The 19,294-nt window shown below is 34.5% G+C and carries 18 protein-coding genes; all 18 read left to right on the forward strand.

All coding sequences use genetic code 11. The features are described from left to right. Nucleotides 1-2,293 precede the first annotated feature (2,293 nt). The 18 genes from H510_RS20105 to H510_RS0107465 all read left to right on the forward strand — a co-directional run bounded on the left by H510_RS20105 (nt 2,294) and on the right by H510_RS0107465 (nt 19,293). The gene (locus H510_RS20105; protein ID WP_155977884.1) at nt 2,294-2,479 is read left to right on the forward strand and encodes a hypothetical protein; all 186 of its coding nucleotides are present in this window, start codon (nt 2,294-2,296) and stop codon (nt 2,477-2,479) included. Between the two features lie 798 nt (nt 2,480-3,277). Continuing rightward, a complete protein-coding gene (locus H510_RS0107390) occupies nt 3,278-4,264 on the forward strand; it encodes a glycosyltransferase family 4 protein (protein WP_026903742.1) in 987 nt (328 codons plus the stop codon). Nucleotides 4,265-4,506: 242 nt separating this feature from the next. Then, on the forward strand, nt 4,507-4,656 hold the full coding sequence (locus H510_RS20110; RefSeq protein ID WP_155977885.1) for a PIN domain-containing protein: 150 nt from the start codon (nt 4,507-4,509) through the stop codon (nt 4,654-4,656). A gap of 142 nt (nt 4,657-4,798) precedes the next feature. Next, nucleotides 4,799-5,020 (forward strand): hypothetical protein, encoded by a 222-nt coding sequence (locus H510_RS0107395; protein ID WP_026903743.1) that lies wholly within the window; start codon nt 4,799-4,801, stop codon nt 5,018-5,020. Next, entirely contained in the window at nt 5,014-5,331 is a 318-nt protein-coding gene (locus H510_RS0107400) for a type II toxin-antitoxin system RelE/ParE family toxin (RefSeq protein WP_026903744.1), read from the forward strand. The genes H510_RS0107395 and H510_RS0107400 overlap by 7 nt, the downstream gene beginning before the upstream one ends. A gap of 477 nt (nt 5,332-5,808) precedes the next feature. Then, nucleotides 5,809-6,012: a DUF2683 family protein gene (locus H510_RS0107405; protein ID WP_026903745.1), complete on the forward strand. Its 204-nt coding sequence runs from the start codon at nt 5,809-5,811 to the stop codon at nt 6,010-6,012. Then, the gene (locus H510_RS0107410; RefSeq protein ID WP_026903746.1) at nt 6,003-6,284 is read left to right on the forward strand and encodes a Txe/YoeB family addiction module toxin; all 282 of its coding nucleotides are present in this window, start codon (nt 6,003-6,005) and stop codon (nt 6,282-6,284) included. Before H510_RS0107405 ends, H510_RS0107410 begins: the two co-directional genes overlap by 10 nt. Before the next feature lie 547 nt (nt 6,285-6,831). Beyond that, nucleotides 6,832-7,689 (forward strand): ABC transporter permease, encoded by an 858-nt coding sequence (locus H510_RS0107415; RefSeq protein ID WP_026903747.1) that lies wholly within the window; start codon nt 6,832-6,834, stop codon nt 7,687-7,689. A gap of 543 nt (nt 7,690-8,232) precedes the next feature. Then, nucleotides 8,233-9,540 (forward strand): ABC transporter ATP-binding protein, encoded by a 1,308-nt coding sequence (locus tag H510_RS0107420; protein ID WP_026903748.1) that lies wholly within the window; start codon nt 8,233-8,235, stop codon nt 9,538-9,540. Nucleotides 9,541-9,546: 6 nt separating this feature from the next. Continuing rightward, a complete protein-coding gene (gene rfbF, locus H510_RS0107425) occupies nt 9,547-10,317 on the forward strand; it encodes a glucose-1-phosphate cytidylyltransferase (RefSeq protein WP_026903749.1) in 771 nt (256 codons plus the stop codon). A 10-nt stretch (nt 10,318-10,327) separates the two neighbouring features. Next, entirely contained in the window at nt 10,328-11,407 is a 1,080-nt protein-coding gene (rfbG, locus tag H510_RS18425; RefSeq protein ID WP_036692230.1) for a CDP-glucose 4,6-dehydratase, read from the forward strand. Beyond that, on the forward strand, nt 11,400-12,299 hold the full coding sequence (locus tag H510_RS0107435; protein ID WP_026903750.1) for an NAD-dependent epimerase/dehydratase family protein: 900 nt from the start codon (nt 11,400-11,402) through the stop codon (nt 12,297-12,299). The genes rfbG and H510_RS0107435 overlap by 8 nt, the downstream gene beginning before the upstream one ends. Then, entirely contained in the window at nt 12,296-13,606 is a 1,311-nt protein-coding gene (gene rfbH / locus H510_RS0107440; RefSeq protein ID WP_026903751.1) for a lipopolysaccharide biosynthesis protein RfbH, read from the forward strand. Before H510_RS0107435 ends, rfbH begins: the two co-directional genes overlap by 4 nt. Next, a complete protein-coding gene (locus H510_RS0107445; RefSeq protein ID WP_026903752.1) occupies nt 13,606-14,940 on the forward strand; it encodes a protoporphyrinogen/coproporphyrinogen oxidase in 1,335 nt (444 codons plus the stop codon). The genes rfbH and H510_RS0107445 overlap by 1 nt, the downstream gene beginning before the upstream one ends. Before the next feature lie 3 nt (nt 14,941-14,943). Beyond that, nucleotides 14,944-15,813, forward strand: coding sequence for a glycosyltransferase family 2 protein (locus tag H510_RS19535; RefSeq protein WP_051291101.1), 870 nt, complete (start codon nt 14,944-14,946; stop codon nt 15,811-15,813). Further along, nucleotides 15,806-16,945: a glycosyltransferase gene (locus H510_RS18435; protein ID WP_051291102.1), complete on the forward strand. Its 1,140-nt coding sequence runs from the start codon at nt 15,806-15,808 to the stop codon at nt 16,943-16,945. Before H510_RS19535 ends, H510_RS18435 begins: the two co-directional genes overlap by 8 nt. Nucleotides 16,946-17,036: 91 nt before the next feature. Further along, nucleotides 17,037-18,185, forward strand: a complete 1,149-nt coding sequence (locus H510_RS0107460) for a glycosyltransferase family 4 protein (protein WP_162143067.1) — start codon at nt 17,037-17,039, stop codon at nt 18,183-18,185. Continuing rightward, nucleotides 18,169-19,293, forward strand: coding sequence for a glycosyltransferase WbsX family protein (locus tag H510_RS0107465; protein ID WP_026903754.1), 1,125 nt, complete (start codon nt 18,169-18,171; stop codon nt 19,291-19,293). Before H510_RS0107460 ends, H510_RS0107465 begins: the two co-directional genes overlap by 17 nt. Nucleotide 19,294 lies beyond the last annotated feature (1 nt).

Below are 19,294 nucleotides of genomic sequence, written 5' to 3' on the forward strand. Positions count from 1 at the left end.
TTTTGTTTAAACGCTCTAGTTTGTCAAGCGAGGTATGTGGCTTCTCTGTTATGACTTGCATAGAGGGAGGATAGCCCTGCATGAAGAGATCGCTTCACTCGCCCAGTTTGTCACTGCGAGGAACGTGGCAGTCTCTTATAATACTTATAGGATAGCCTTGTATGAAGGGATAGCTTCATTGTCTTCGCCCAGTTTGTCACTGCGAGGTACGTGGCAGTCTCTTATAACTTGTATGAAGGGGATAGCCTTGTATAAAGAGATAGCTTCACTACGTTCGCTATGACAAAATAATGGTGATGGCTTCGCTGTGTTCGTTATGTTTTAACCTCTGAGGTTTCATGGTTTTAACCAAAGCGGAATTGTACTTTAGTTTATAATATCTTAATAATAACAATTAACCGCCTCATGAGCCGGCGGGGCCCATTACTTTTGTGAGGGCAAAAGTAATCAAAACCCTTGATCAATCCCGCAGGAGCCTTTGCCGCACATCCCTTACCCACACTCAAAAACAGGGAGCGCTTATTTTTGCTAGGTATTGCATTATAATAGTTTCTGCAAACTCGGACGCAAAACCGCATGCGCTATAGGCTTGGTTGTGCTAACTTTTTTGTTGCTGCTCCTGTTTTTGATTTTTTTCCGGCTCTTGGGGATTGCTCATGTACTTCGGAATAGTCTATTTTTTTATCAACGTTTGCTCCTTTCTGGGAGTAGAAAAGTACGGAGTAGAAAGTAGAAAGAATCTAAAAAGCGGACATTTAGGAAGTTTCCTCTTGAGCTCGTTTGCAACGAGGTCTTAACCTGGTGTGGCGATTGCATCGCTTTTTTAACTTCTGAGATTTTAGGGTTTTAACCACAAAACATAAAGTGCACTGAGTTGGGTGGTGAAATTAACTCACTCCGTTCGATACGCTTGTCATGCGAAGAACGAAGCATCTCTTTTATAACCTGTATGAAGAGATAGCTTCATTGTCTTCGCCCAGTTTGTCACTGCGAGGTACGTGGCAGTCTCTTATAACTTGTATGAAGGGATAGCCTTGTATAAAGAGATAGCTTCACTACGTTCGCTATGACAAAAAAATGGTGATGGCTTCGCTGTGTTCGTTATGTTTTGACGCAGAGGACACGGAGCTGGGTGGTGATGGTGGTTTTTTAGGATACAAATTATATTGCTATTTGGACCATTAGACAATCTGATAGTTTTTTCCCATTCTTTTTGTTTAGAGATTAATAGATCCCCTATTAATCCTGATAAACTAAATATGATGACGTTGTTTCTTGACTTTGCCATGTTGTTAAAATTTTAAGTGAAATAAGTAAACCTGTCTTTATGCTGCTACCGGTATAACGCTTTGGACATGACAAACCTAAAACGCTGATTATTAATATCCTATAGCTGTCCTTTCAAAAGAACCAAATAGAACCTTATGCAACCTTTATAGAACATAATAGAACCTATCAGCTCCTGATACTGCTCCTGCTCTTGTTACTGAAATGGGGTGAAAATGGTGAAAAGTGTGGCTTTTGGTGTTTTCTCCCTTCGGAGCTCCTTCGGATTGATATGTGTGATCTATGTGTGATGTATGTGTTAGGGGGGTAGTTTGTTGGTTAGTTTGTTAGGTGGTTAGGTGGTTAGTCCCGAGCTATCGGGAGTTAGGTGGTTAGTTTGTTGGGTATTAACTTAACGGTTTGGTTTTAATGTTTTAACCGCTAAGGACGCAGAGGACACCGAGCTGGGTGGTTACTTGTAAACTATAGACTTTTTTAGTGAGTTGTTTCACTTTGTTTTATGATGCTCACCAACCAGTCATGCTGACGATAGGAAGCAACACACAAGAAAAGTGAGCCACTTGTAAGCTGTAGACTTTTATGGTGAGATGTTTCACTTTGTTCAACAAGACGGAAGGGAAAAGTTGTATGATCCTCACCTACTAGTCATGCTGACGAGAGGAAGCAACCCAAAAGCAAGGTGAGCCACTTGTAAGCTGTAGACTTTTATGGTGAGATGTTTCACTTTGTTCAACAAGACGGAAGGGAAAGGTTGCGTTACTCTCACCAACCAGTCATGCTGACGAGAGGAAGCAACACACAAGAAAGGTGAGCCACTTGCAAGCTGTAGACTTTTATCGTGAGATGTTTCACTTTGTTCAACAAGACGGAAGGGAAAAGTTGCATGATCCTCACCTACTAGTCATGCTGACGATAGGAAGCAACACACAAGAAAGGTGAGCCACTTGTAAGCTGTAGACTTTTATCGTGAGATGTTTCACTTTGTTACCATTGACGCTATTTATAAATGTTTAAAAATCAGGCATTCACCTGCTGGCTTTCCGGCCTCTTGACCGGCCATGTCAAGGTACTTTTTCCCGCAAAAAGTACCCAAAAACTCTCCGCTGCGCCGCTTGCTTCTAAAGGTTCTACTAAGGCTAATCCTGTAGAAGCCGCAACCGCCAAGGCGGAATTGGGCGTAAACGGTCGTTAATGCTTGGGCAGGACTATCGAACTACTTAAACACGTCATTTCATATTGATTTATATGAAATATATTAGACCTCAACAGGACGGAAGGGAAAGGGGGGATTTGTAAACTCCATCAACGACTCGCTTGGACTGAAAATAAACACTAAACTATAGTAATTCCTTTTCTTATTCGATATTTAATATGTTATTACGCGTATGTTACAGGTTCTTTATAGGGTTTAATACATAGTTTGTACCCTGTTATGACCCTGTTAGTACCCTGTTAGCTGCGTTTTTGGATATACTTTGAAATGAGTAAAAAAAGAGTGGTTTAATCGCTTGCCTATAACCTTAAACACAAAGAGGTAGATGAGCCATTGTCAGCGAGCTGCTTGGGTGATCAGTAATAAAATATAAAAATAGCTGGATGATTGGTCATGAAAACGGGTACATAATAGGGAATCAAATGGTTTAACAACTAAGCTGTTTGAATAAATCAAAAATTTAAAAAAACCTGCTTTGGCTTTCATAAATAATGATAATTTTACAATCGGAAGCACTTAGCCCTTTAACAAATGGGACTGAGGAAGCGAAGCTGTGGTTAATCATAAGGTTTCCATATATAAATACAGTTATCTTCTCTTTTGTTTTGGGGACTATAAAAAAAATTATACTAACCTAAAGTATTGATTCAGAGACCTCAAAAAATTCTTTTCCTCACTCTTCGTACGTTTAGTTTAACTGGTGGCATTGAAAAAGTATGTAGAGGCATTGCTTTTACCCTCTATGGTCTACATCAGCAAAAACAATGCGCTTTTAAGATGATTTCTTTATACGATACTTCTGGTGATGAGCGCTATCTGGATACTTCCCTCTTTAAAGCTTATGGCGCATCGCCCAAAGCTGGCGCTTTTTTCACTATGCTCCAGGCATTCAAATATGATACTTTGGTTTTAAGTCATATTAACCTGGCGCCTATCGCTTGCCTGTTTAAATTGTTAAAACCAAAGTGCCGGGTGATTCTTTGGACGCATGGTATTGAGGTATGGCGACCTTTAAACTGGTTTAAAAGGAGGTTGTTAAATGTTGCAGATAAAATTATTGCGGTAAGTGCTTTTACCAAAAGCGAAGTGATAAAAAGGCATGCTGTAGCTCCTGAAAAAATTAAAGTGCTTGCGAATGCACTTGACCCCTATTTTACCATTCCGGAAATTACAGCTCAACATCATCCTAGCATCCGGCATACTCACCAAATCCCAGATGAAGCTCCTTTATTTTTTGCGCTAACTCGTTTAAAGCATAGCGAGCAACAGAAAAATTATGATCTGGTTATCCAAGCTATTGCGGCATTAAAGTCGGAAGGCTTGATTGCCTATTACATCATAGGTGGTAAATATGATGATGCCGAATACCAACGTATACAAAGTCTAGCTATTAGCTTAAACATACCAGAACAAATTATACTTACAGGTTTTATTGCCGATGCAGCTATTGCCAACTATTACCAGGCTGCGGATGCTTTTGTTTTACCCAGCGAAAAGGAAGGCTTCGGACTGGTGTTTATTGAAGCGCAAGCTTGTGGCTTAAGGGTATTAGCAGGAAACCAAGATGGTTCTATTGATGCTGTACAAAACCCTAATGCCGGTATCTTGGTGCATCCTCGAGATGTAAAAGCCATTCAAGAAGCCTTAAAAAGTTTGTCCCAACATAAATTATCCATACCAGAGCAAAAAGCTCTTCAGAAAGCTTGTTTGGATAAGTTTGGATATGAAAGGTTTGCGAGAGAGGTTGAGGGGTTGGTTGGTTAGGTGATTAGTTTGTTAGGTGGTTAGTTTGTTAGGTGGTTAGTTTGTTAGGTGGTTAGTGGATGGGGTTATTTTTGAATGAGTGAGTTTTGATTTAGGGATTGGGGATTAGTTCATTAGTCATTGGTTCATTAGGAGTTAGTTCATTAGTCATTGGTTTATTAGTGGATGGGATATTTTTGATGGAGTGAGTTTTGATTTAGGGATTGGGGATTAGTTCATTGGTTGGTTAGGAGTTAAAAATAGTGTTAGCTACAAATGCAATTATCGCACTTTTACAAAACAATGAAGCACTTCATCATATTACTTCTAAAAGTACCGAAGTTTACATTTCCATCATCATTAGCGAACTAGAATTCAAGGCTTTCTCTAATATATCAGATAAGGTTAATTAAGCTCATCAAAAAGCGTACATTAATAATCGCAAAAAATCCTCAGGCAGGAAAACCAACAAACTGGTACAGTAAAATCAAATATTAACGTATACAAACAATTCATTATATTTGTTATAGCAATATTGATCTCAAAATTTTCATTATGGATTTGCAAACTAGAAAAATTGAATTTGTAAAAGAGTTTCTATCTCTTCAAAATGAAGAATTGATTTCCAGTTTGGAAAACCTTTTAAAAGGAGAAAAAAAAGCTGCTCCAATGTCCTTAACAAAATTGAATAAGAGGATTAACACATCAATGACAGATTCTGAAAATGATAGCGTCATTAAGGCAGAAAATTTAATTTCTGAAATACAGAAATGGTAAAAGAAGTTTACTGGACTAATTTTGCTAAAAAAGAACTTAAAAAGATTTTCGAATATTATAAAGAAAATGCAAACCAAGAGTTTGCGGAGACGTTAACTACCAACATTGTACAGGAAACGGTAAAGCTTAAAAAACATCCGCTTCTTGGTCAGGAAGAAGAACTTTTAACAGACCGCCCACAAGATTTCAGATATCTACTCTATAAAAATTATAAAATTATTTATTGGATAAACTCCGTTAAAAATCGAATTGAGATTAGTGATATTTTTGACTGCAGACAAAATCCTGAAAAACTAGGGAGAAATAAATAGTTAAAAATGCAGGGAAAATTACAACATCAGGGTCAAGTTGAGAGCCTCGAAACTTGTGCGTTGGTAGTAAATAGTCTTTTTAAGAATTGTCACACTGAGCGGAGTCGAAGTGGGAGTCGAAGTCTTTCGATTATTTTTGATGGAGTGAATTTTGATTTAGGGATTGGGGATTAGTTTATTAGTCATTGGTTCATTAGGAGTTAGTTCATTAGTCATTGGTTTATTAGTGGATGGCGATATTTTTTGATTGAATGAGTTTTGATTTAGGGATTGGGGATGAGTTCATTAGTTTGTTAGGGCTTAGTTGGTTAGGAGTTAGTCCATGAGTAGGGAGTCGATAGTTAATAGTCAATGGTCTATCGTCAATGGACAATGGTTGATGGACAATGGTTGATGGGCAATGGTCGATGGACAATGGTCAATGGTGAGTAGTGAATAAAAATATTTCTGTAAATTTGTAAGAGAAAATTGTGATATATGGAAACTTTAATTGTACATCCTGAGAATAAAGAGCAGCTTGCAGCTATAAAAGCTTTTATGAAGGCTCTTAAAATCAGCTTTGAGAAAAAGTCGGAGGAATCACCTTATAACCCAGAATTTGTACAAAAGATATTAGCAGGAAGAGATGACATTAAAAATGGGAAGGGTGTTAAAATTAATCCTGAAGATTTGTGGAAATAATCTTTAGTCCTAGAGCTCTAGAAGACTTAAGATATTGGAAAAAATCAGGTCATAAGTCTATCCAAAGAAAAATTCAAGAGCTTTTGTTTGCAATTCAAAAAAATCCATTTTCAGGAATAGGAAAACCAGAGCCTTTAAAACACCAGTTATCGGGTGCATGGTCAAGAAGAATCAATAAAGAACATCGTTTAGTTTATGAAGTTGGGCAATGGTCAATGGTTAATAGTCGATGGACAATGGACAATGGTCGATGGACAATGGTTAATAGTTGATGGTCCATGGTCGATGGTTAATGGCCAATGGTTGATGGTCTATAGTGAGTGCTAAAATTTCGTTTTTAAGAATTGTCACACTGAGCGGAGTCGAAGTGGGAGTCGAAGTCTTTCGATTATTTTTGATTGATTAGTAAATTAGTTCATTAGTCATTGGTTCATTAGTGATTAGTCATTGGTTCATTAGGAGTTAGTTTATTAGTCATTGGTTTATTAGTGGATGGAGATATTTTTTGATTGATTGATTTTTGATTTAGGGATTGGGGATTAGTTTATTAGTGGATGGGGATATTTTTTGATTGATTGATTTTTGATTTAGGGATTGGGGATTAGTTTATTAGTCATTGGTTCATTAGGAGTTAGTTAATTAGTCATTGGTTTATTAGTGGATGGAGATATTTTTGATGGAGTGAGTTTTGATTGAGTGATTGGGATGATAGTCGATGGACAATGGTCGATGGACAATAGTTGATGGTTAATAATCGATGGACAATGGTCGATAGGAAATGGTTGATGGATCATATTAGATAAAACAACAGAAAAAAACATGAAGGTACAAGCCCAAGAAGAGTGGGATTTAGAAATACAACCGAAAAACAAACTTTTTGATTTACAGCTCAAAGAGGTTTGGCATTACCGCGACCTGATGTGGCTGTTTGTAAAACGTGACTTTGTGGCGCAGTTTAAGCAAACCATCTTGGGCCCGTTATGGCATGTGATTCAGCCTGCTTTAACGACCATGATGTTTTTACTTGTTTTTGGTAAAATCGCTCGTATTCCTACAGATGGTATTGCTCCTGCTGCTTTTTACATGGCTGGATTGACAATTTGGAATTATTTTGCAGCTTGTTTAACTGGTACTTCCGGTACCTTTACCGCCAATGCTTCTATCTTTGGTAAAGTTTACTTCCCCAGAATTGTTATGCCTTTATCTGTCGTGATTTCTAATATGGTGAAATTTGCTATCCAATTTGCCTTATTGATAGTTGTCATGGTTTATTACCACTTTAATGGGTATCCTATACAGTTGAGTGCAAATTTATTGTTCATACCCTTTATTGTTTTATTGATGGCGGGTATCGGTTTAGGTTTAGGCATCATCATTTCTTCGGTCACTACAAAATATCGGGATTTTGCTGTTTTGCTTTCTTTCGCAGTACAACTACTCATGTATGCTACCCCAGTGATTTATCCCCTCTCCTATTTACAAGGTAAAAGTTTTCGTTGGCTGGTAGATATCAATCCGCTTTCTGCCGTGGTAGAGAGTTTTAAATATGTTCTTTTTTCCAAAGGTTACGTAGATCCTCTACATATTCTATACAGTATTATTTTCATGCTTCTTTCTGTTGGTATAGGCTATATCATCTTTAACAGGGTGGAGAAAAGCTTTATGGATACGGTGTAGGTGGTTAGGGATTAGTTGGTTAGTTTGTTAGGTGGTTAGGGGTTAGTTTGTTAGTTTGTTAGGTGGTTAGTTTGTTAGGTGGTTAGTTTGTTAGGTGGTTAGGGAGTCAATGGACAATGGTCGGTGGGTAATGGTTGATGGTCGATAGTGAGTGCTAAAATGTCATGATTAAGAATTGTCACACTGAGCGGAGTCGAAGTGGGAGTCGTGACCCTTTGGTTATTTTTGATTGATTGATTTTTGGTGGAGGGATTAGCTATTGGTTCATTAGTATTAGTTCATTAGTGAGTGATTATATTTTTGAAGATTGATTTTTTATTTAAAGAGAAAGTTCTTACAAATACGCATTAAAGTTTTAGTTATATCTAAAACTTACTGTATTTTTACCTCAAATTATAGCTATAACTACAATGAATATTCTTGCTGATTTGGAAATAAGAACTAATTATTTTTCTTAATATACTGATTGCTCTTAAGAGATAGATTCATCATATCATATTTAGCCCGAACAATTTTCTTAAATTCAGCTTAATTTTTTTTTAAATGGGAGTAGCCATAAAAGTAGAGAACCTATCTAAACAATACCGCCTAGGTAAAATTGGTACAGGTTCTATTGCTCATGATCTTAATAAATGGTGGCATACCGTAAGAGGTAAAGAGAATCCTTACCTTAAAATTGGGGAAACCAATGACCGCAGTACCAAAGGCAATAGCGACTATGTTTGGAGCTTAAAGGATATCAATTTTGAGATTGAGCAGGGAGATGCCGTTGGTATCATCGGTCGTAATGGTGCGGGTAAAAGTACCCTATTAAAGATCTTAAGCCGGGTAACAGGACCAACCACTGGCTCTGTAAAAGTAAAAGGCCGTATTGCTTCCTTATTGGAGGTAGGTACAGGTTTTCATCCTGAACTTTCTGGCAGGGAAAATATTTTCCTTAATGGCGCCATCTTAGGAATGCGCAAGCATGAAATACAAAGTCAGTTTGATGAAATTGTAGACTTTGCTGGTGTTGAGCGCTATATTGATACTCCAGTAAAGCGTTATTCTTCTGGTATGTATGTGAGGCTCGCTTTTGCAGTAGCAGCCCACCTACAATCTGAAATTTTAATTGTAGATGAAGTACTGGCGGTTGGCGATGCTGAGTTTCAGAAAAAGTGTTTAGGGAAAATGGGAGAAGTTAATAAAGGAGAAGGAAGAACGGTATTGTTTGTGAGCCATAATATGGCATCTATAAGAAATCTTTGTTCAAGTGGAATAATCTTACAAAATGGTATAGTGCGTTACTCAGGTAATATTGAAAATTGCATTGAGGATTACACAAAACTTGATATAGAGAATGGTGACTACAATAGAAAGCATATTCTCATTGACGATAGTTATAGAAGATTTTTTGCTTCACTTGAAAGAAATATAGATTTTCTATCAGTAGAAATACTAAATAAATCATTAAATAATGTCCTTGCAACCAATGAAGACATCATATTAGAAATTAAAATTAAATCAATAAAAGATATTGATGGTTGTAGAATAGCTGTTGGTGTTAATAATATTAACGATACCCCATGTGGTGTTCATTTTGGTGAGCAAAACATTAAGGTTAAAGCAAATGAAGTTCGAAAGTTAAAGATTCTATTTAAAGACCATCAACTCGCTAAAGGCAAATATTATTTCGATTTTTCTATTGGAAAAGGAAATCAAATCGAAGGATTTAAAGACTTTGATATTATTCGCAAGACTATTTTTTTTGAAATAGCTTATAGTGATATAGAGAGTAAACAAATGATTCCTATTTGGAATAACGCATGGGGCCACATCAATTTCCAGAATATTGAAATTATTCAAAACTAAAACAAAATGAAAGTTGTAATTTTAGCTGGGGGTTTAGGAACAAGACTTAGTGAAGAGACATCGCTACGTCCCAAACCCATGGTAGATATAGGTGAAAAACCAATACTTTGGCATATCATGAAAATTTATTCTTCTTATGGCTTTAATGATTTTATCATTTGCCTAGGCTATAAGGGCTATATTATCAAAGAATACTTTGCAAACTATTTTCTTCACCAGTCTGATGTTACCATTGATTTAAGAAAGAACAGTTTAGAAACTCATCAAAGTGAAGCAGAACCCTGGAAAATTACCTTGGTAGATACAGGAAAAAACAGCATGACAGGAGGCAGAATTAAACGCATTCAAAAATACATTGGAAACGAACGTTTCTTATTGACCTATGGGGATGGTGTTGGGAATGTTAATATCAAAGAATTGGTAGCGCATCATGAAGAAAACAAAAAAATGGTTACAGTAACTGCGGTACAACCATCAGGAAGGTTTGGTGCTCTCAATTTAAATAATGAAGATACCGTCACTTCATTTTTAGAGAAACCCAAAGGTGATGGAGCATGGATAAACGGTGGCTTTTTCGTTTGTGAGTCAGCAATTTTTGATTTAATAGCGACTGATTTAACCGTTTGGGAAAAAGAACCTATGGAGCAGATAGCAGCCAAAGGAGAGATGAATGCTTTTAAACATCATGGCTATTGGAAACCTATGGATACCCTAAGAGATAAACAAGAGTTAGAGCAAGAATGGCAAAGTAACCATGCGCCTTGGAAAATTTGGTAAATTTTTATTGATGAAAAACGATTTCAAAAGTATCTATCAAAATAAAAAAGTATTTGTAACCGGGCATACTGGGTTTAAAGGAAGCTGGTTAATTTGCTGGCTTCATTTGCTAGGTTCAAAAGTTAAAGGTTATGCTCTAGCCCCTGAGAATGATTTCGACTTATATCCTACTATTAAAGGCGATGAATTGTGCCTGTCTGAGATAGCAGATATTAGAGATGCCGAAACATTAAAAAAATCTATTCTAGATTTTCAACCCGATTTTATCTTTCATTTAGCTGCACAACCTTTAGTAAGACTTTCTTACAAAGTACCTTTAGAAACTTTCTCTATTAATATTAACGGTACTGCGAATGTATTGGATGCTTTGCGTTTTTTAGAAAAACCCTGCATTGCAGTAATGGTAACTACAGATAAAGTTTATCATAATCAAGAAAAGAACTACGCTTATCAAGAGACTGATCGCTTAGGCGGCTATGACCCTTACAGTGCCAGTAAAGCTGCGGTAGAATTGGTGATAGACTCTTATCGAAAATCTTTTTTTAACCCTTTAAATTATGCTGCCCATCAAAAATCAATTTCTGTAGCCAGAGCAGGAAATGTAATTGGCGGTGGCGATTGGGCTAGAGACCGAATTATTCCGGATATTGTAAGGGCATTACAGGCTGAGCAAGAGATTGAGGTGAGAAACCCAAATGCAGTAAGGCCATGGCAACATGTATTAGACCCCTTAAGCGGTTATCTAACTTTAGCGGCTAAACAAGTAGAAGATCCGATTCAATTTGCTGATACATTTAATTTTGGACCTGAACCTAGCGACAACTTAACGGTAAAAGAATTGGTAAACTTCGCCATTGATATATGGGGAAAAGGCAAAGCTAATTTTGCAATTGAAAATAACGGATATCACGAAGCTCTATTATTGCAGTTAAATATTTCCAAAGCAAAAAAGGAGTTAGATTGGCACCCTAAAATTAGCGCTAAAAAAGCCATTAAACTAACTTTAGACTGGTTCAAAAACAGTACAAATCAACAGGAAGACATAGTTTCTACATTAATTAGAGATATTAAATCATTTGAAGATGCCTGATTTTAAAAAAAAAATATTGGTATTAGGCGGAAATGGTTTTGTAGGAAAAAATATTGCGCTTAACTTGATTAAAGATTTTGATGTAGTTACGAGTTCTAGAAAGCAAGAACCCATTGGGAATATTTATTTTGACCTATCAAAAAAAGAAACTTGGCTTAACATAACTCAGCTAGATGCTGACATCATTATTAATTGTATAGGCTATGGTGTTGTAAAAGAAGAACAAGATATTAAAGAAGTTTTTGATACAAACTATATTAATACCATTGCTTTTTATGAATATTTAAGACTCAAATCTCCTAACATCTTTATCATCCATATTGGGACAGCATTTGAGTATGATTTAACACAGAAAAAATTACATGAAAATAGTACAAATACACCTCTCACTCATTATGGGATGAGTAAATTTTTAGCTTCAAACTATTTACTTCATAAATTTACTTCAAACAATTATCTAATTTTACGACCTTTTAGTATGTTCGGAAGCTTTGAAGATATTAGTAAAATAATTCCTGCATTAATTTTAGCTCAAAAAGAAAAAAGAGAATTGAAATTAAGCAACGGTTTACAAAAAAGAGACTATTTTCATATTATTGATTTGGCAAATTTCATCAATAACTTATTAAAAAAAACCGATTTGAACACTCTTCCAAAATGTATAAATATAGGTACAGGTAGTAGTATTTCAATTAAAGAAATTGCAGAATATTTAGCTCCTCAACTACCCAGCTTTCAAACCTCATTTTGGAAATGGGGCGTACTAGCTTATAGAGAAGGTGAAACAGAAGAATTTTTTAATGCTTCTATAACTGGTAAAAAATTAGGGTTTGAGGCTAGTGATTTAAAAACCAAACTTAAAGAAACCATATCCTATTACTGGAATTTATGAATTTTAAAAATATAAACGAAGAGCTAAAGGGAGGTTTAATTAGCGCTTTATTCTTAAATATCAATAAAATTATTACTCCAGGTATTGATTATATCCCTGTTACAGGGAAAGTAATCGATGAACAAGATTTATTAGCTGGTGTAGATGCTGTTTTAGATGGATGGTTAACTACTGGAAGATATGCAGCAGATTTTGAGCGAGAATTGGCTAGATATTTTGGCAGTCGTTTTTCTTTATTAGTTAACTCTGGCTCATCTGCGAATTTAGCCGCTTTTTATGCCTTAACTAGCCCTAAACTAGGCGAAAGGGCTATAAAACCAGGTGATGAGGTAATAACCGTTGCTGCGGGTTTTCCAACCACAGTAAACCCAATGATTCAGTTTGGCTGTATACCTGTATTTATAGATATTGCTATTCCTACCTACAATATCAAATCAGAATTGATTGAAGAAGCTATTGGACCTAAAACCAAAGCCATTATGTTGGCTCATACGCTAGGTAATCCGTTTGATCTAGCTAAAGTTACTGCTTTGTGTAAAAAATATAACTTATGGTTAATTGAAGATGACTGTGACAGTTTGGGCGCTACTTATAATGGACAAAAAACAGGTACTTTTGGAGATTTAGCTACTTTATCTTTTTATCCAGCACATCATATTACCATGGGAGAAGGCGGTGCGGTTTTAATTAATAATACTTCCCTCAAAAAAATTACCGAAAGTTTTAGAGACTGGGGAAGAGATTGCTGGTGTGAACCAGGAAAAGATAATACCTGCGGCAAACGTTTTGACCAATGCTTAGGAAAATTACCTAATGGTTACGACCACAAATATACCTATTCACACATTGGCTTCAATTTAAAAGTAACCGATACTCAGGCAGCTATTGGTTTGAGCCAATTACAAAAGGCGGATACTTTTGTTGCTAAAAGACGAGAGAATTACGCTTTACTGTATAAAAAATTAAAGCCATTTGAAGAACATTTTATATTGCCCGAATCTACTGAAAATAGTAATCCAAGTTGGTTTGGTTTTTTGATTACCATACGAGAGGGAAGCCCTATCAAAAGAAACGAATTGGTGCAATACCTAGAAAACAATAAAATTGGTACCCGTTTATTATTTGCTGGAAATTTATTAAAACAACCTGCTTATGTAAACTTAAAACATCGTTTAGTAGGTGGTATAGAGAACACCGATAAGGTAATGAATGATGCTTTTTGGTTGGGTGTTTGGCCGGGTCTAAATGAAAGTCACTATGATTATGTGATAGCAAAAATTGAAAGTTTTGTAGCTAAATTAAAATAATGTACACTATACTAGGGGCAGGTTTATCAGGTATTAGTGCTTCCTATCATTTAGGTCATGAAGATTGTATTGTTTTCGAAAAAAACAATTATCTGGGAGGACATATTCATTCTGAGCAAATAAATGGCTTTACCTGGGATGAAGGTCCGCATGTGTCTTTTACCAAAGATGAGTATGTAAGAGAATTATTGGCAGATAATGTATCTCAAGAATTTTTGGAATACCCAGTAGAAACTGCAAACTATTATCACGGAAATTGGATTCCTCATCCGTCTCAATCTAATTTATTCGCCCTACCTGAAAAACTAAGAGCAGAATGCCTAAGTGATTTTTTAAAAACAAGAAATCAACTGAATAATGCTATCCCTAAAAATTATGAAGAATGGCTAAAGCTTGCATTTGGCGAAAAATTTTATCAAGAATTCCCCAGAGCCTATACCGAGAAATATTGGACAGTAAGGCCTGCACTTCTTAGTACAGATTGGGTGGGTGAAAGAGTTTTTTATCCGAATATTGAAGATGTTAAAAATGGGGCAATAGGTCCATTAAGCAATCAAACACATTACATATCTAAAATACGCTATCCTAAAAAAGGAGGCTATTTCGCATACACTAATAAACTAAGAACAGGTTTAAATGTGAAGCTGAATAAAGAATTAACTAACATCAGTTTTAAAGATAAAAAGCTAAGTTTTAAAGATGGTAGCGTACATCACTATAAAAAGCTAATTTCAACAATCCCATTACCTCTTTTAATCAAAAAAAGCGATGCACCAATAGAAATTAAGGAAGCTAGTGAGAAACTATCTTGCAGTTCGCTATTGCTGATTAATATTACAGCTAATCATAAAACTTTAAAATCTTATAATTGGATGTACGTATATGATGAAGATAAATTGAGTACAAGAATTAACTGCACCGAATTACTTTCGCCAGAGAATGCACCTATAGGTAAAACGGGCATTCAAGTAGAGGTTTATTTCTCTAAATATAAACCTATAAACCAAAGTTTTGATACCATCGCAGAAAAAGTTATGGCAGAACTGATAGAAATGGGGATTCTTAAGAATAAAGCTACCGTAATTGATTACCATACTAAATGGGTAAAATGGGCAAATGTTATTTTTGACCACGACAGACAAGATGCTTTAAACGAAATATTAGATTACTTAAGCCAATATGGTTTACAAAGAAATGAACAAGATTTATTACCTATGACAAACTGGACCAATTATAAAGCACCTAAAGAAGCTGATTTATATATAGCCGGACGGTTTGCAGAATGGAAATATTACTGGACAGATGATTGTATTTTGAGAGGAAAAAATATCTAATTTATGCCTAAAGTAAGTGTTATAATACCCACTTATAATCGTTCTGGTTATTTAAAGAAAGCAATTGAAAGTATTTTGTCACAATCTTTTGAGGATTTTGAAATTCTCATTACAGATAATGCCTCAACGGATAATACCGAAGAAACTGTTAAAAATTTCACCGATAAAAGGATTAAATACTTTCGAAATCAAGAAAATCTTGGTGTAGTAGAAAATCACAATATTGCATTAAGGCACTGCTGCGGAGAATATATCCATATTTTCAGTGATGATGATATTATGTTACCTAATTGTTTATCAAAAAAGATTGAAATCATTAATAATAACGATGACATTTCACTAATACATTCGGATATATCAATCATTAACTCTGACGATTTAATAGTTAATAAGGAACATTGGAATAGGAATAGATATAAGGAAAAAAAGATTCGAGATAAAATATTAAGAAACGGTATAACTATGAAGAAATACAATTTCCAATCTCTATTTTACATGTGGAATTTTATTTCGATGCCAACTGTTTTGGTTAAAAAATCAGTTTTATTTGAAAATGGCCTTTTTAATCAAAATACAATTTATTTTTGTGACTGGGCTCTTTGGTTAAAATTAGCCAAAAACCATAACTTTTATTATCTAGATTCTAAAACAGTATTATACAGAATACATCCTTTGAATATCATAAAAGAAAATACTACTCAAAATGAATTAACAGAGCTTACTATCATGAAAAATGAAGTAACATCCAATAAATATTGCACCAATTACTTGATTTCTAAGAAACAAATTGAAAAATTTCAAAATAAGAAGTTAACCTCATTATTAGAAGACATAAAATACTTTTTACATTTAATAACTAAGTATTTTGAATAAAATAAAATTAAAAAATTCATTGGCTAACATTATTAACGTTGCAATTCTATCAACAAATAATACTGCTTATTCAGAAACATTCATAAAGGCACACAAAACGTTACCTTTCCATATCAAATTCTATTATGGGGGTACGCTTCCTTCCCATTTGGAGGGCGAAGGGTATTTAGTAAAAAATCGAATCACTAATTTAATTAATAGATTAAAGTATGTGTTTGATAAATCATTAAGTACCCCAGAACTTGCGTTGAAGCATTCGCTTGCTAAAAATAGAATACAGTTAGTTCTTGCAGAGTTTGGCGTTACTGCTGCAGATTCTTTGAATGTTATTAAAAGTTTAAACATACCTTTAATTACTCATTTTCATGGAGCAGACGCTAGTGAATACAAACTTTTAAACGCGTACCGAGACAAATATCTAGAAGTTTTCTCTTATGCAAAAAAAATTGTAGTTGTTTCCAGAAAAATGAAATCTGCATTAATTGAGTTAGGGTGTCCAGAAGATAAATTACTTCTAAATACATATGGACCACATTCCTCTTTTTTTGAAATTCCTAAGCGGCTTAAGAAACAACAATTTGTTGCCATAGGTAGGTTTGTAGACAAAAAAGCTCCTTATTTGTTGATTATGGCTTTCCAAAAAATTGTAAATAAGCATCCAAATACAAGATTAGTTTTTGGAGGTGATGGACCACTTTTAAATACTTGTAAGAATTTAGTGAAGATAATGGGACTTCAAGATAATGTATCTTTTCTTGGTGTTTTAAAACCTCACGAAGTAAAAGCATTATTTACCGAATCTATAGCATTTGTACAGCATTCAATTGTTGCTGACAATGGAGATTCTGAGGGTACACCTGTTTCTATTCTAGAAGCTCAGGCTGCTGCATTGCCTGTTATTTCTACATATCATGCAGGAATTCCTGATGTAGTAATTCATAAAAAAACAGGTTTACTTTGTGAAGAGATGGATATAGAAAAGATGGCAAATAATATGCTAAAACTAATAGAGAACCCTGAACTATGTCGATTATATGGTAAAAATGCTGCTATACATATTAAAGAGAATTTCAGTATCGAGAAACATTTAAGTTGCTTAGAAGAAGCAATAAAAAAAACAATTGATGAGTAAATTTAAAATTAATAGATTTATATTTTTTAGTTTTTAGATAGTTTTAAACGAATATTTTAATAATCAAATTATATTATTTAAATAAAGTATATTGAGAATATTGATTTTCGCACATGACGCTGGCCTGTATGGAGCTTCTCAATCTTTACTAAGTATTATAGAACATTTAGTAAATACCAATCGGTTTAAGATTCTGGTGTTATTACCTTATGGTGGTCCAATAGAGAAATTGTTGAACATTAAAAATATACCATATAAAATTATATATTTTCCTAGATGTGTAGTTTCATTCAAAGCAAATGAAAACCAAATTAGTAAGTTTCGTATACGTTTAGGATATTTATTGAAAACCTATAATGTACTGCCACAGCTTAAGATTTTAACAAGTATTTTTGCTCCAGATGTTATTTACACTAATACTTCTGTTGTTAGTACAGGTTATTATATAGCTAATAAACTTAAAATTCCGCATGTATGGCACATCAGAGAGTTTGGAGATATTGATTATGGCTTTACTTACTTACCTTCTAAACACGCTATTAAACGATATATAGCAAAAAGTAAAAGTATCTTTGTTTCTCAAAAATTGAAACAAAATTGGTTAAAAAACACACAAATTGATGCAACAGTAATTCACAATGGAATCAATATATTAGAACCCAAGACCATTAACTACCCGCAAGATGGAGAAATTAATCTTGGTCTTTTGGGCGCAATTACACCTGGAAAAGGTCAGTTAATAGCACTTCAAGCTTATGTAAAATTTCTAGATAACTACCCCAATGCTAATTTACATTTCTATGGTGGCGTTATAGATAATGATTATTTTAGGGCTTTAAAACAACTGATACTAGACTATAAGATTGAATCAAAAGTTATATTTCATGGATTTGTTGAGAATGAGAATATTTATAGCCAATTAGACGTGATTCTAAATTGCTCTGACCATGAAGGGTTCGGAAGATCTGTAATAGAGGCAATGATGAATAGTAAACCAGTAATTGGAAACAACAGTGGGGGTCTACCAGAAATTATTAATCATCAAGTTAATGGTTATCTCTATGAAAAATCCGACCAATCCCTTTTGACAAATTTATTAGAGCTTTTTCATTCCAAAGACAATTATATTAATATAACTAGAAACGGCTATCAAAAAGCAAGAGAGCATTTTAGCTCAGCAAGATACCTGAACAATGTAACTGAAATTTTGAAAAAGGCAGCAAATGTTAAAAGAAATTAAACCTATTGCGATTCACCTTCCCCAATTCCATCCTTTTCCTGAAAATGATGAATGGTGGGGTAAAGGATTTACTGAGTGGACTAACGTAACCAAAGCTCGGCCTTTATTTGAGGGCCATTACCAGCCTCATTTACCTACAGATTTAGGGTTTTATGATTTAAGATTAGAAGAAGCTAGAGTTACACAAATAGAACTAGCGAAGCAATATGGCATATATGGTTTTTGTTACTATCATTATTGGTTTAATGGAAAACCAATGATGTACGAACCTATAGAAAGAATGCTAGCTAATCCTAAAGAAGATTTCCCGTTTATGTTTTGTTGGGCAAATGAAAATTGGACGAGAACTTGGGATGGAAATGAAAAAGATGTTTTAGTTAAGCAAAACTATTCAGAAGCTGATTTCATACAACATATTAACTATTTAATTCCGTTTTTTCAAGATAAACGATATATTAAGGTATATAATAAACCTGTGTTTATCATTTACAAAAGCGATGATATTCCCAACTTAGATGATACAATTAAACTTTGGAATACTGAATTAAAAAAAGTAAATATAGAAATCTATTGGTGTAGAATTGAGCGTTGGACGGGTTCTAATGGTAAGAATTCTTTAAATAAATTCGATGCCGCTATAGAATTTCAGCCGATGAGTGCTAACTTTAAGAGTTATATTAAACATAAAGATAATAAATATAAAAAACCTAATATACTGTCACGAATATTTAAAAAATTGACTTCGAATTACAAAAATTCTAAATTTCAATTAAATATACATGATTTAGAGCAATATATCGATTATGATTTAAATAATCCACCTATTAAAGATTATAAGATTTATCCTTGTGTTTCACCTATGTGGGACAATACTGCTAGGAAGGGCACCAAAGCTTTAATCTTCAAGAATTCAACCCCTAAGATTTATAAAAAATGGCTAAAAGGTAAATTAAATATGTTTAAACCATTTTCAAAAGATGAAAACTTTATCTTTATTAATGCTTGGAATGAATGGGCTGAAGGAAACCATTTAGAGCCCTGTATAAAATGGGGTAGACAATATCTAGAAGCAACACTAGAAGCATTGCAAGAAGCTGAAAATAAATAAC

Source organism: Pedobacter glucosidilyticus DSM 23534 (assembly GCF_000425145.1).
Lineage (GTDB): Bacteria > Bacteroidota > Bacteroidia > Sphingobacteriales > Sphingobacteriaceae > Pseudopedobacter > Pseudopedobacter glucosidilyticus.

What these genes read in the sequence shown, in the direction of transcription:
- H510_RS0107390 (WP_026903742.1), top strand. Translation starts at nt 3,278, where the DNA reads ATGATTTCTTTATACGATACTTCTGGTGATGAGCGCTATCTGGATACT.
- rfbF (WP_026903749.1), top strand. Translation starts at nt 9,547, where the DNA reads ATGAAAGTTGTAATTTTAGCTGGGGGTTTAGGAACAAGACTTAGTGAA.
- rfbH (WP_026903751.1), top strand. Translation starts at nt 12,296, where the DNA reads ATGAATTTTAAAAATATAAACGAAGAGCTAAAGGGAGGTTTAATTAGC.
- H510_RS0107395 (WP_026903743.1), top strand. Translation starts at nt 4,799, where the DNA reads ATGGATTTGCAAACTAGAAAAATTGAATTTGTAAAAGAGTTTCTATCT.
- H510_RS0107405 (WP_026903745.1), top strand. Translation starts at nt 5,809, where the DNA reads ATGGAAACTTTAATTGTACATCCTGAGAATAAAGAGCAGCTTGCAGCT.
- rfbG (WP_036692230.1), top strand. Translation starts at nt 10,328, where the DNA reads ATGAAAAACGATTTCAAAAGTATCTATCAAAATAAAAAAGTATTTGTA.
- H510_RS0107445 (WP_026903752.1), top strand. Translation starts at nt 13,606, where the DNA reads ATGTACACTATACTAGGGGCAGGTTTATCAGGTATTAGTGCTTCCTAT.
- H510_RS0107400 (WP_026903744.1), top strand. Translation starts at nt 5,014, where the DNA reads ATGGTAAAAGAAGTTTACTGGACTAATTTTGCTAAAAAAGAACTTAAA.
- H510_RS19535 (WP_051291101.1), top strand. Translation starts at nt 14,944, where the DNA reads ATGCCTAAAGTAAGTGTTATAATACCCACTTATAATCGTTCTGGTTAT.
- H510_RS0107465 (WP_026903754.1), top strand. Translation starts at nt 18,169, where the DNA reads ATGTTAAAAGAAATTAAACCTATTGCGATTCACCTTCCCCAATTCCAT.
- H510_RS0107415 (WP_026903747.1), top strand. Translation starts at nt 6,832, where the DNA reads ATGAAGGTACAAGCCCAAGAAGAGTGGGATTTAGAAATACAACCGAAA.
- H510_RS20105 (WP_155977884.1), top strand. Translation starts at nt 2,294, where the DNA reads ATGTTTAAAAATCAGGCATTCACCTGCTGGCTTTCCGGCCTCTTGACC.
- H510_RS0107420 (WP_026903748.1), top strand. Translation starts at nt 8,233, where the DNA reads ATGGGAGTAGCCATAAAAGTAGAGAACCTATCTAAACAATACCGCCTA.
- H510_RS0107435 (WP_026903750.1), top strand. Translation starts at nt 11,400, where the DNA reads ATGCCTGATTTTAAAAAAAAAATATTGGTATTAGGCGGAAATGGTTTT.